8 protein-coding genes are annotated in these 13,857 nt (G+C 35.6%); 7 read left to right on the forward strand and 1 reads right to left on the reverse strand.

What is annotated here, in order from left to right:
• Positions 1–27: 27 nt before the first annotated feature.
• Positions 28–888 (reverse strand): Omp28-related outer membrane protein, encoded by an 861-nt coding sequence (locus tag IPN31_06705; GenBank protein MBK8681584.1) that lies wholly within the window; start codon positions 886–888, stop codon positions 28–30.
• Positions 889–1,019: 131 nt separating this feature from the next.
• Here IPN31_06705 and IPN31_06710 point away from each other — a divergent pair, with 131 nt between their 5' ends.
• The 7 genes from IPN31_06710 (at position 1,020) to IPN31_06740 (ending at position 13,833) form a co-directional block, all read left to right on the forward strand.
• A complete protein-coding gene (locus IPN31_06710; protein MBK8681585.1) occupies positions 1,020–2,852 on the forward strand; it encodes a PQQ-dependent sugar dehydrogenase in 1,833 nt (610 codons plus the stop codon).
• A gap of 122 nt (positions 2,853–2,974) precedes the next feature.
• A complete protein-coding gene (lon, locus tag IPN31_06715) occupies positions 2,975–5,404 on the forward strand; it encodes an endopeptidase La (GenBank protein ID MBK8681586.1) in 2,430 nt (809 codons plus the stop codon).
• Between the two features lie 85 nt (positions 5,405–5,489).
• On the forward strand, positions 5,490–6,527 hold the full coding sequence (gene porQ / locus IPN31_06720) for a type IX secretion system protein PorQ (protein MBK8681587.1): 1,038 nt from the start codon (positions 5,490–5,492) through the stop codon (positions 6,525–6,527).
• A gap of 42 nt (positions 6,528–6,569) precedes the next feature.
• Entirely contained in the window at positions 6,570–7,247 is a 678-nt protein-coding gene (locus IPN31_06725) for a (d)CMP kinase (GenBank protein MBK8681588.1), read from the forward strand.
• 88 nt (positions 7,248–7,335) lie between these two features.
• Positions 7,336–9,300 carry a T9SS type A sorting domain-containing protein gene (locus tag IPN31_06730; GenBank protein MBK8681589.1) on the forward strand — a complete coding sequence of 655 codons (1,965 nt, stop codon included), beginning with the start codon at positions 7,336–7,338 and terminating at the stop codon, positions 9,298–9,300.
• A gap of 151 nt (positions 9,301–9,451) precedes the next feature.
• Positions 9,452–11,512 carry a T9SS type A sorting domain-containing protein gene (locus IPN31_06735; protein MBK8681590.1) on the forward strand — a complete coding sequence of 687 codons (2,061 nt, stop codon included), beginning with the start codon at positions 9,452–9,454 and terminating at the stop codon, positions 11,510–11,512.
• A gap of 176 nt (positions 11,513–11,688) precedes the next feature.
• Complete coding sequence (locus IPN31_06740; GenBank protein ID MBK8681591.1) at positions 11,689–13,833, forward strand: T9SS type A sorting domain-containing protein; 2,145 nt, start codon at positions 11,689–11,691, stop codon at positions 13,831–13,833.
• The last annotated feature ends 24 nt before the right edge of the window (positions 13,834–13,857 follow it).

Below are 13,857 nucleotides of genomic sequence, written 5' to 3' on the forward strand. Positions count from 1 at the left end.
AGGTCTGTATTCAAAATCTTTTATTGTTTACTTAGGAAGATCTTTAGAGTTTACAACGTTAACAACATTGTATTCAAACTGAGAAGTTTCTTTATTCTTTGCATATTTCCATACCACTGCAAGAGCATAAATATCTGCTGATTTCCAACTGGTTTCTTTTGGTACATTATAAATCTTAGTGTACATCAAACCTGGGAAACCACTTCCAAACACAAATTGCTGTCCGAACATATCGCCAGTTGCTGAAGTTCTTAAAACATGTTGGTGTACAAAATCAGGATCATAAGCACCACCTTCACCAGCACCATTTTGTGAGTATTTAAGATTATTTTCTAAGATATAAACAGCAACGTAATAATCACCTACTACTTGTTCGAAAGTACCGGCAGAAACGCCTACTTCAAAACTTCCGCCTTTATCAGTTAATACTACAATTGCACCTGCTTCAGCAAGTGGATCATCTAATTCCTGTTCTACAGCAGATGCCATTGAAGAACTATCAGAGAAATCATTTGCTGCATTCCAAACTTTTAAAGTTGGGATGCCTGTGATATTATAGAATGATAAAAATTCGTCGGCAAGTGGATTAGACATTTCATCACCTGAGTGGATACCAATTGGTTCAGACATGCCTTCAGTCATGCTGATCGCACCCTCAAAATTTGGAGCACCCCAATCACCACATGGTCCGCACCATGTGGCAGTGAAATCTGCCATCAATACTTTTTTAGTTTGGATAGGTGTGTAACATGCACCGTTGTCATCGCTTGCTTGTGGATTAAAGTTTAAAGCGTAAGGGTTTGTGCAGCCTTCTATTCTTTCATCAGCACAAGAGGTCATAATAAATGTACCTGAGATGATGATAACTGCAAGAAATAAATTCTTCATGATTGTCTATTTTGGAATAAAAGTAACTATAACCTATGCAACAAACAAATTGTAGTGTCTGCATAGTGACATACTTTTTACAAAAGGAATTCATGTATTCTCTAACTTAGGAGCTTAATATTTATATACGCATGAAGAGATATTTAGTACTGCTTCCATTGATATGCAGTTTGCTTACACTTAAATCACAGCCAATTATTCAACTTGAAAATTATGCATCAGGCTTTGACGAACCGGTGGATATAGCACATGCAGATGATGACAGATTATTTATTGTAGAACGTAATGGTACCATCAGAATAATTGATACCGATGGAACTGTACTGCCTGACGATTTTTTAGATATACATACTTTAATAGAATCTGGTTATAGTGAACAGGGCTTGCTGGGTTTAGCATTTCATCCCGATTATGAAACCAACGGATATTTTTATGTCTATTACATAGATTTAGATGGCAACTCAGTTGTTGCTAGATACAGTGTTAATCCGTTCAATGAAAATGATGCGCATGAAGATTCTGAATACATTATCTATACTGCCGACCAACCATTTTCGAATCATAATGGAGGCTGTATAAAATTTGGCCCGGATGGATATTTATATATTGGTTTTGGTGATGGAGGTTCTGCCGGCGATCCCGGTGGTCGTGCACAAGATCCTGAAAATGCATTGGGGAAAATTCACAGATTAAATATTGATAGTGGCGACCCTTATGCTATTCCTGCGGATAATCCATTTTATGGTTCCATAGATACTCTGGAAACAATTTGGGATTTAGGATTAAGAAATCCATGGCGCTATAGTTTCGATAGATCAACAGGTGATTTATGGATTGCGGATGTTGGCCAAAATCTTTGGGAAGAATTAAACTTTGAAACTGCCGGAACTGGCGGTGTAAATTATGGCTGGAAATGTTATGAAGGCAATCATAATTTTAGTTTAGGTGGTTGCGAAGACGAAGACTTTTATACGTTTCCAATTTATGAATACAATCACAGTTTTTCCACGGGAGGCTATTCTATAACTGGTGGCTTTGTTTACAGAGGGGATGCTTTTCCGGGTATGAATGGATATTATATTTTCGCTGATTATGTAAGTGGCAATTGGTGGTACACCGTCGCTTCTGATTCAGGAGAATTTACTACTACTTTTTTAGATGACATCGAAGATGATATAAGTGCTTTCGGTGAAGATGTGAATGGCGAATTATATTGTGCGGATATGAGCAGTGGAATTATTTATCATATCACCGATGAATGTGGTGCTTTTGATATTTCCACTACTTCAACAGATTATTTCTGTGAAGAAAGTATGGGTGCAATTAATTTGGAAACTATTGAAGGAGTAGATCCAATTTCAATTGAATGGAGTACCGGTTCTACAGATTCTGAATTAAATAATTTATTGCCTGGGGACTATACAGTAACTGTTACAGATGGAACAGGATGTGTACGTGAACAAACTATATATATCAGCGATCTTGAAGAAGAACCAGCAATACCTATTTTCAATGAATTGACAAGTATAATTTCTGTTTCTGAAGGTGTTGCCTGGCAATGGTATTTTAATGGTAATCCTATTGTAGGAGCTAATGAAAGTAGTTTATCTATAGGCGATACAGGAAACTATACAGTAGATATAACATACGATAATGGATGTGTAGTAAGTTCTGAAACCTATTACTTACCGCCACTAGATTTGTTGCAGAATTTACTAATGAGTCAGATAAAAATTTATCCGAATCCGGCAGATGATATTGTGAATATTAGTTCGCCGGAACAAATAGAAATTATTGCATTGCGACTATATTCAATTGAAGGAAATGAAATTTATCAATTGCAGAATATTTCTAAAAGCAAAAATTTTTCAATTGATATTTCTTCATACCCGGCTGGGCTATATTCTTTGATGTTAAATACTTCGGTAGGAACTGTAAATTATATGCTTCAAATAATAAAATAAGTTTTGTTTTGGGCAGATTGTCAGCGGTTACATGACGATAATGCCGATATAGAATGGCATATAATGATAAAATTCCATTGGCACTATCATTGAGTTCAGCCTAAAGTTTAAACTATTTCAGCATGCGAGATTATGGATTTAAGGAAGAAATATATACTTCAGCAATTGAAGATGATGTAGAGTTTTTGCCATTATTATCATTGGAAGAAGAAGAAGAAGATTCGAACATCAAATCAGAATACCCAGCCATTTTACCAATTATTCCTTTGCGAAATACAGTATTGTATCCGGGAATTGTTTTGCCAATTACAGTTGGCAGAGATAAATCCTTGAAAGCAGCGAATGAGGCATTTCGATCCAATAAATTGGTTGGTATTGTTGCGCAAACTGATTTATCCATAGAAGATCCCGGCTTTGAACATGTATATAAAATAGGAACCATTGCCCGTATTGTAAAGCAATTGAAAATGCCTGATGGAAGTACTACAATTATTATTCAGGGTAAGAAAAGATTTTTATTGGGTGATGTTGTTCAGGAAAGTCCTTATATGAAAGCGAATATAAGTGTGTTGAATGATACAGGTGATCTGAAACAAAAAGAATTTGTTGCAACGATATCCTCAATTAAAGATCTTGCTTCCGGTATTATAAAAATCTCACCGAATATTCCTGCTGAAGCGAGTATTGTTTTAAAAAATATTGATAGCCCTGTTTTTTTAATGCACTTTGTTTCTTCTAATTTGCAAATAGAAGTAGAAGACAAACAAAAAATTCTGGAGACATTAGAATTGCATGCAAGATCACAATTAATTTTTAAGCATATGCAAAGCGAAATGCAAATGCTAGAATTAAAAAATCAAATACAAGGTAAGGTTCGCACCGATATTGAAAAACAACAGAAGGAATACTTTCTGCATCAGCAATTAAAACAAATTCAGGAAGAGTTAGGTGGTTCGCCAAATGATGTGGAGGTGAACAGATATAAAGCTAAAGCAAAAGATAAAAAATGGTCTAAATCTGTGGCTGAAGTATTTCAAAAAGAGATAGAAAAATTACAACGCATTAATCCGAATGCTGCCGAGTATAGCGTAATTACAAATTATATTGAATTGCTGTTAGAATTACCATGGAAAGAATACACAAAAGATAATTTCGATTTAAAGCGTGCAAAGAAAGTTTTGGATGAAGATCATTACGGATTAAATAAAATTAAAGACCGTCTGATTGAATATCTTGCCGTATTAAAATTAAAGGGCGATTTAAAATCTCCAATACTTTGTTTGGTAGGTCCTCCGGGTGTTGGAAAAACTTCATTAGGTCAATCGGTTGCAAGGGCATTGGAAAGAAAATATGTACGTATGAGTTTAGGTGGATTGCATGATGAAAGTGAAATTCGTGGTCATCGTAAAACATATATCGGAGCAATGCCCGGACGTATATTGCAATCATTAAAAAGAGCAAAATCTTCTAATCCTGTTTTTATTTTAGATGAAGTAGATAAAGTGGGAGCAGATTTTAGAGGTGATCCAAGTAGTGCATTATTGGAGGTGTTAGATCCGGAACAAAACACTTCCTTTTATGATAACTATCTGGAAGTGGAATATGATCTGAGTAAAGTGTTATTTATTGCTACTGCAAATAATCTAAATAGCATTCAACCTGCCTTGCGTGATCGTATGGAAATAATTTATGTGAGCGGTTATAGTACAGAGGAAAAAGTGGAAATTGCAAAGCGGCATTTAGTACCAAAGCAACGTAAAGAACATGGTTTGAAGTTGAGAGATATTACATTGAATGATGCAGTGCTTGAAAAAATTATTGAACACTATACTCGTGAAAGTGGTGTACGTGAATTGGAACGTACTTTAGCAAGTGTGATGCGTAGAATTGCAAAACATGTTGCCACCAATGAAAAATATAATAAGACAGTAAAAATTGCTGATCTCGAGAAAATATTGGGTATTCGCAAATACGATAGAGATGAAATTTTTGCAAATAATCCCGCAGGTGTGGTAGTAGGTTTAGCATGGACATCTGTTGGTGGAGATGTGTTGTTTGTAGAAACAATTACTAGCCCCGGAAAAGGTAATCTACAGCTAACAGGAAACTTAGGTGATGTGATGAAAGAAAGTGCAACAACGGCATTGAGTTATATCAAAGCACATGCAGATCATCTTGGAATTCCAAAAGATACATTTGATAAAATTAATATTCATATCCATGTGCCTGAAGGTGCAATACCTAAAGATGGCCCTTCAGCAGGTATTACAATGCTTACTGCCTTAACATCTGCAATAACCGGAAGAAAAGTAAAACCATATCTCGCTATGACCGGAGAAATTACTTTGCGTGGAAAAGTATTGCCTGTTGGTGGTATTAAAGAAAAAGTGTTAGCTGCGAAACGTTCGGGAATCAAACAAATAATTGTAAGCAAAGCAAATGAAAAAGATGTGAAGGAAATAAATGCAGCATTTATTAAAGATGTGAAATTTTTATATGTAGAAGACATGTTGGAAGTAATTGATCTTGCATTATTAAAGCGAAAGAAGTAACTCAACTTATTATGTAATGCATTTATCATAACTTCGCTGCGTGTGTAATATGCAGCAAAACACTTCGTTTTTTTCCTCATCAACTATGCGAATATTTTTATTAGCCAGTTTTTTATTTTCCGGTATTTCTGCTTTCGCACAATTGGGTGGAAGCAGTACTTATCAATATTTAAATTTTCCCGTTGCATCTCGTATAGCCGGGTTAGGTGGAACTAACTTATCTACACCTTCTGATGATATCTCTTTTGCTTATTATAATCCCGCATTATTGAATGCTTCTATGGATAAAGATTTATCATTGAGTCATGCACTTATGGCCGGCAATATCAATCATGGATATATTGCTTACGGTGATTATCTGGATTCTCTTAATATTACTATCCACACCGGATTATTATATAGAAGTTATGGGTCAATGCAAATGTATGATGTGAATGGAATCCAAAACGGCACCTTCTCCGCAAATGAATTTGCATTGGTTGGGGGCATGTCTTATCAATCAGATAAATTATCTTATGGAGCAAATTTGAAATTTATTTGGAGTCAATTGGAGTCGTATTCTTCTGTAGCTGCCGCCTTCGATTTAGGTATGGCTTATAATGATACTGCACATTTATTCAGCGCAGGTGTAGTATTGAAAAATATAGGCACACAATTTAAACCTTATGTTGCAGGCAATCGAGAAGAGTTACCTTTTGAAATTCAATTGGGTATTTCACAGCGATTGAGATATTTGCCATTGCGCATAAGTATTACAGCGCATAATTTAGAACAAGGAGATATTCGATATGATGATCCCAATGTAAGTACAAATCAAACTTTTATTACCGATACAACATCTTCAGATGAAAAAAAATATATCGCAGATCAAATTTTTAGTCACATAATTTTTGCGGGAGAATTTTATTTTGGAAATAATTTTTCTGTACAAATCGGTTATGATTATATGGGTAGAAAAGAATTATCACTTGCTACCAAAAAAGGTCTTACCGGTTTCTCAATAGGTATGGGATTGCAGGTGAAGAAATATGCATTTTATTATTCTTACGATATCTATAGTGTTGCAGGTGGAAGCCACATGCTTACCATAGGTACTAATCTGAATTACTTTAATAAAAAGTAAACAATAATTTCTTTTCTACTTATTTTTTCGCAGATTCGCTTCGTGAAAAAAATAATTATAGCTATTGATGGATATTCTGCTTGCGGTAAAAGCACCCTTGCAAAGCAACTTGCTGAAAAATTAGATTATAAATTTCTGGATACCGGTGCAATGTATCGGGCAGTTACACTTTTTTTATTGCGCAATAATATTGATTGGAATAATGCGGTGTTAATAGAAAATGCATTAAAAAATATACATATTGATTTTAAAAAAACTGCATCTACTTATTCCACTTTTTTAAACAATGAAAATGTAGAAGAAGAAATTAGAAATATGCATGTAGCAAATAAAGTAAGTGAGGTTGCTACGGTGAGTGCTGTAAGAAAGTTTTTAGTAAAACAACAACAAGAAATCGGGAAGCAAAAAGGAATTGTTTTAGATGGAAGAGATATTGGTACAGTAGTTTTTCCTAATGCAGAAGTGAAATTATTTATTACGGCATCTATGGAGGTAAGAGTAGATAGGCGATATAAAGAATTAATGAAAAAAGACACTGAAATAACACCTGAAATAATCAGAATGAATTTAATGAAAAGGGATATTGAGGAAACCACCAGAACAGATAGTCCATTGATACAACATCCTGATGCTGTTGTGATAAATACAAGTTATTTAACTCCGAAACAGCAGTTGGAATTTGCATTTGGAATTGTAAAAGAGTATTTAATCGAAATTTAATAATTAATTGAAAGAATTATTTACTAATTTAAAGTCAAATTTTAAACAAAATAAAAATCTATTTAATTAAATCTTAAAAATTTAAACAATGAGAAAAAATTTTTACTTAAAAACATTAGTAGCTTTTATTGCACTTACTATAGGTATTGCAAATGTTGCAACTAGCCAAACTGTTTTCACGATTGGGGATAGCATAGTCAAATCCTCAGCAACCAATTACCCTACTCCTTATGGTGATTATTACAAAACCATGCGGACGCAATTCCTTTATCATGCAGATGAATTGGTAGTTGCAGGTATGGGAGCTGGTGATATTACAGAAATTATTTTTTGGGTTTCAACACCTGCTTTTGTTGGGGACGATCCCGGATTAACTGAAGGTGTTACTGTGAGTATGAAAAATACCGAAACTTCAAGCCTTGCGGCAGGTACCTGGGAATCGGATGCTGAACCAGTATGGGGGCCTTATGATAATGATCCTGTATCTGGTGCATGGAATACATTTACTTTAGATGTGCCTTTTTATTGGGATGGATCCAGCAATTTATTAATAGAAATTTGCGGAGGCAGCGATCTTGGCGGTTATACTGATAATGGTGAAGTAGCGATAACTACAGGTCTTGCTTTTAATGGTTCACGCACCTATCGTACCGATGGATTTACAGAGGGTGGAATTTGTGGTTATTCATTAACACTTGAAAATGGAACAGCTACCAGCCGTCCTGTTATTAGATTAATGGGCTCAGAAGGCGATGCGTGTACTGGTACACCTGATGCAGGAATGGCAACTTCTTCTGCAGAATCAGTTTGTGTTGATGAAATTTTTACAGTTTCTATTCCTGCTACCCTTGCAGCCGGCATTACTTACCAGTGGGAAGTATCTACTGATGGCATTTCTTGGGCCGGAATCATTGGAGCTACCTCTTCGTTGTATGGTGCCTCACAGACAGAAGCAAGCTGGTATCATTGTATAGTTACATGTACTGAAAGTGGAGAAAGCAGTACTTCCGAAGCTGTTTATGTAGGTCAGAATGCTGCAACAGATTGCTATTGTGAACCTGTTTATTTAACTGGTACAAGTGATGGTGATTATTGCTCTTATGTAGGTTTGGGTAGCATTGACAATCCAACTGATGGAGCAGATGCACCTTTTTACACTTATTATAGCGATATGTCAACTGATTTAATTACAGGGTTTGAATATACACTTGAAGCTACTACAGGGCTATATGATGCACTTAACGGTTTAGCTGCCTGGATAGATTTTAATAAGAATGGTTCCTTTGAGGATGAAGGAGAATTTCTTGGATCCTCAACAGGTTTGGGTTCTTTTACATCCGCATATTTTGTTTTTACAGTTCCGGTAGATGCTGAAATTGGAACCACAAGATTGCGTGTTCGTGAAATTTTTAATATGAGTGAGTCTCCAAGCCCTTGTGCAGAGGCAAGCTTCGGTGAAACTGAAGATTACAATGTAAACATAATGGGTGGTGGTGATTGTTTTCCTGCTGCACCAACGGATATTTATGCTGACGGAATTACAGCAACTACAGCTACAATTCATTGGACAATTGCACCAGGTACCTCTGCATCCAGATTAGTAGTTTGGGAACTTTCCACCGGTAAAGTTGTGAAGTATATCATTTATGATGGCGATAGTTTTACTGTACCAGGTGAATTATCACCTTCCACTACTTATGGCGCTCGTTTAAAATCCGGATGTTTAGACGGCGAAATATGGACACCGGGAGATTATTCTGAGTGGTATTATTTTACAACTGATCCATTGCGTGAAGGAGAATTTTTACAATCGGTTTCTGTATTTCCAAATCCAAATAAAGGAAACTTCCGCATTCAGTTAAATGGATATGAAAGTGGAAAAGCACAAGTAATGATAATGAATGCAGTAGGTCAATTAATGTATGATGCAACTATAAGTATTGATGCAAATGCATCTGTACATGATGTATCATTAAATCTTGCTGCTGGTACTTACATTGTGAAAGTGATTAATGGTTCTGAAATTGTAACTAATACAATTATTGTAGAATAAATAAATTCATTTTAGAAATAAAAAAAGGCTCTTCATTTGAAGGGCCTTTTTTTTACACATTCTTTGTTTTATTATTTATAAGATCTCAAAAAATATATTTTTTAAGTTTTAAAAAATTAATCATACCTTAATGCAAACAAAATTTATAAATATGAAATCTTATTACAAAAAAATTAAAGGGGAGTTCTCCATTACTTTCCTTCTGGCAGTCTTGCTGAGTGCCACTGCCTTTGGACAATATTGCGAACCTGTGTATTCTTCGGGTACTGGTGATGGTGACTATTGTTCCTATGTGGGGTTAGGCGATATTTCTAATGCTACCGATGGTGCAACTTCACCCTTTTACACCTATTATGATTTATCAACTGACTTGCAACCAGGAACTGAATATACTCTAGAAGTTACTTCCGGTTCTTATACTTCAAATAATGATTTAGCAGCATGGATAGATTATAATGCCGATGGTGATTTTTATGATGAAGGTGAACTGCTTGGAACTGTTCTGGATTTAATTGATTTCTCCACAGGGTATATTGTATTTACTGTACCTGTTAGCGGTACATCAACGGGCACCACAAGAATGAGAGTAAGGGAAATTTATAATATGGGAATTCCTCCTGATCCTTGTGGTGAATACGCTTATGGTGAAACAGAAGATTATAATGTGAATCTATTGCCAGGAGCTGAAAATGATATCGCAGTTACAGCTATTACAAGTCCGGTGTCAGGTGCAGATATGGGCTATGAAGATGTAACCATTACTGTTAAAAATAATGGTACTGCAGATGCCAGTGGATTTACCGTAAACTATAATGTGGATGGTGGATTTACTACCGGTGAATTCTTCCCTGGAACATTAGCTGTTGGTGAAACTGTTAGCCATACTTTTGGCGAAGGCTGGACATTTTCAGAATATGATTGCTATGAAGTTATGGCTTGGATTGAATATGATATTGATGAAATTCCTGAAAATGATTCTTATACAAAAACAGTTTGTAATCTAGGACCTATTACAGGCACTGATGCATATTTAATTTATTCAAACGTTTACGGAGGTGCTGAACCGTGGTCATCAATCAGTAATACAAATGCTATGAACTCTGTATTTGGTGCTGATGGCTGGAACCTGGACTTCTTTGAAACTCTTGATCCTTCTCTAATATTTAACTCCAGCACTTGCTTTGTATTCCTTGAAGGTGGCGATGCAATGGCGGATGAATTAGAAACATTTCTTGGAGCAAACTCATCATTAATTGAAAGTTGGGTTTCTTTTGGAGGACATTTATTATTGAACTCGGCTCCAAATGAAGGTGACGGAATGAGTTTCGGATTTGATGAAACAACATTGAATTATCCTTACTTTACAGATATTGCCAATTCAGCAACAGAGCATCCAATTTTTGATGGTCCATTTACACCTGTTGGTTCAGAATGGACTGGAGGTTCTTTTGGTCATGCTAGTGTTTCAGGCTCAGATTGGACAGCATTAATTGTAGATGCTATTGCAACAGACAATATTGTACTTGCTGAAAAAATGTGGGGAGATGGAATTGTGATTTTTGGTGGTATGACTCCAAATAATTTCCACAGTCCGCTTCCGGAAGCAGATAATTTGCGGGCTAATATTATCGCTTATCTTTCTTGTGGTGGTGAAATTTGTACTCCTGCGCCTCCAATGGATATATATGCTGACGGGATCTCAGCCACTACCGCATCAATTCATTGGACAATTGCTCCTGGTACATCAGCATCCAGATTAGTTCTATGGGAACTTTCAACCGGTGAGGTTCGGAAGTATATAATTTATGATGAAGACAATTTTACTGTACCTGGTGAACTATCCCCATCTACTACTTATGGTGCTCGATTAAAATCCGCTTGTTTAGAAGGCGAAACATGGACACCTGGAGATTATTCCGAATGGTATTATTTTACAACTGATCCTTTGCGTGAAGGTGAGTTTACAAAAGCAGTTTCACTATATCCAAATCCGAATGATGGAAATTTCCGCATTCAGTTAAATGGTTATGAAAGTGGTAAAGCACAAGTGCAAATTATAAATGTAGTAGGTCAAGTTATGTATGATGCAACAATGAGCATTGATGCAAATGCATCTGTTCATGATGTATCATTAAACCTTGCCGCTGGTACTTATATTGTAAAAGTGATTAATGGTTCTGAGATTGTAACCAATACAATTATCGTGGAATAAATAAATTCATTTTCAATAAATAAAAAAGACTCTTCAATTGTAGAGTCTTTTTTATTTAATTCCGCTTGTAGGGCTTTTTATAGATTTAAAAAATCTGAATAATTATTTTCAATTAGGATATTTCTTTCAAATATTTAGTAATTTTCATTCCATTATTTCACATTAAAAATCTGAATATGAAAAAATTTAATTACCCAACTATCATTTTAGTTTCCGCAATTTTACTTCTGGGAATTTTATTTCCAATGCAAAATGTAATGGCTCAGGCTGCAGAAGAACAGCTTCAGTATTCTCCTATGCAAATTACAAGCATGGATCAACCTATTTTGCATAAATGGCAAGGTGCAAATGCAATTAAAAGAAGTGAAAAATCTGGAAGCCGATATGCAGTTTCTTATGTAGCAATAGGTACTGCTTATAATCTCTTCACCATTTTATTATCTGAGCAAGCACAAGTTTCCTATAATCCTGACATAAACAGCATTACATTTATTCATCGCCAAAATGATTTAACTGCTGGCGGATCCGGTGGTTTATCTTACGATTTATCTACAGATGGTGGTGCCATTTGGTCAACTAACAATATTTTGACTCCTGCATTTAATTCGGGAACAGAATTGCCGGATATGACTGGCGGCCGATATCCAAGTGCTACAATCTGGAATCCGGAAGGGAATACCGATCCAAATAGTGCATATATTGTTGGGCATGGTCCTGAATTAACACCTATTACAGCTGGTTCATGGGGTGCTACTTACAAAGTGTCGCAAAAACTTGATGGTGATGATAACAGCGAATCATATTATTCCGAAGGAGATTTATCTGCGGATTATCATGCATATGGTATTCAGGCTTATCAAAGTGGTAGCATGTGGGATATAAAATCTAATACTTCATACAACACATATTATGTAAATGAAATAACCTTTGATGGTATTTCAGGTTTTGATTATAACACCACTACTATCACTAACGATTGGTATGCAGTTCAACCAAAAGCCCAATGTGTTTTTGATGAGTCAGGAACAATTGGTTATATAGTAATTATTGGTGCAAGACTGGATGAAGTGGAAACCAATATGTATCCAACTATATTAAAAACTATTGATGCAGGAGCTACATGGGATTATCTGCCGTATTTTAATATTGGTTCTTTACCTGCAATGGAATCCACTCTCCTTGTAGCTGATGATGGTATTACTTACAGACCATTTTTTTCTGATTTTGATGCAACCGTTGATGCTAATGGAAGACTGCACATCATATCAGATATTGAAAGTGGTTCTTTAGCTGATCCTGTATCTATTTATAGTTACTATTCAAGTTTTTCTGCAGTAATGCATACTTCCGTATCTGATGGAACAGATTGGGATGCAGAAGCATTGGGAAGCACAAATCAGTTGGATTATGTTTTTGGGACTGCTCCAGTTGATCATAGTCCACAGATTTCAAGAACAGAAGATGGTAGTAAAGTATTTTTTTCCTGGACGATGTCGCCTGAACTTAATTTATCACATGACTCTCCAAATTTGATGGCAAAAGGCTATGATATATCTTCAGATAGTTATTCACCCACAGTAGATTTTACAACAGGTACTGACTTTGAAAATAATTGTTTCTTTCCGACAATGGCACCCGTATGTAAAGATTTAGGGGGCACCTATGAATTGCCAATTGTATTTGCCGATCCGGGTGCTACAGATTTAGTGGCACCACAATTTTATTACGCTGCCGGAGTAACATTTATTGATGATGATTTTGGAGGTTGTTTTCCTGCTCCACCTACAGATATTTATGCTGACGGAATTACAGCAACTACAGCTACAATTCATTGGACAATTGCACCAGGTACCTCTGCATCCAGATTAGTAGTTTGGGAACTTTCCACCGGTAAAGTTGTGAAGTATATCATATATGATGGCGATAGTTTTACTGTACCAGGTGAATTATCACCCTCTACTACTTATGGTGCTCGTTTAAAATCCGGATGTAATGTAGATGAAGTTTGGACACCGGGAGAATATTCTGAGTGGTATTATTTTACAACTGATCCTTTGCGTGAAGGCGAGTTTACTAAAGAAGTTTCTGTGTATCCAAATCCGAATAATGGCAATTTTAATATTCAGTTAAATGGATATGAAAATGGAAAAGCACAAATACAAATAATGAATGCAGTAGGTCAAGTAATGTATGATGCAACTATTAGTATTGATGCAAATGCATCTGTGCATGATGTATCATTAAATCTTGCTGCTGGTACTTACATTGTGAAAGTGATTAATGGTTCTGAGATTGTAACCAATACTATTATTGTAGAATAAATAAATTCATTTTTCAAATAAAAA

The organism is Bacteroidota bacterium, from assembly GCA_016715425.1.
Lineage (GTDB): Bacteria > Bacteroidota > Bacteroidia > Chitinophagales > BACL12 > JADKAC01.

Excerpts from the sequence above, each read along its gene's own strand:
- IPN31_06705 (MBK8681584.1), bottom strand. The coding sequence starts at position 888 with ATGAAGAATTTATTTCTTGCAGTTATCATCATCTCAGGTACATTTATT.
- IPN31_06710 (MBK8681585.1), top strand. The coding sequence starts at position 1,020 with ATGAAGAGATATTTAGTACTGCTTCCATTGATATGCAGTTTGCTTACA.
- lon (MBK8681586.1), top strand. The coding sequence starts at position 2,975 with ATGCGAGATTATGGATTTAAGGAAGAAATATATACTTCAGCAATTGAA.
- porQ (MBK8681587.1), top strand. The coding sequence starts at position 5,490 with ATGCGAATATTTTTATTAGCCAGTTTTTTATTTTCCGGTATTTCTGCT.
- IPN31_06730 (MBK8681589.1), top strand. The coding sequence starts at position 7,336 with ATGAGAAAAAATTTTTACTTAAAAACATTAGTAGCTTTTATTGCACTT.
- IPN31_06735 (MBK8681590.1), top strand. The coding sequence starts at position 9,452 with ATGAAATCTTATTACAAAAAAATTAAAGGGGAGTTCTCCATTACTTTC.
- IPN31_06740 (MBK8681591.1), top strand. The coding sequence starts at position 11,689 with ATGAAAAAATTTAATTACCCAACTATCATTTTAGTTTCCGCAATTTTA.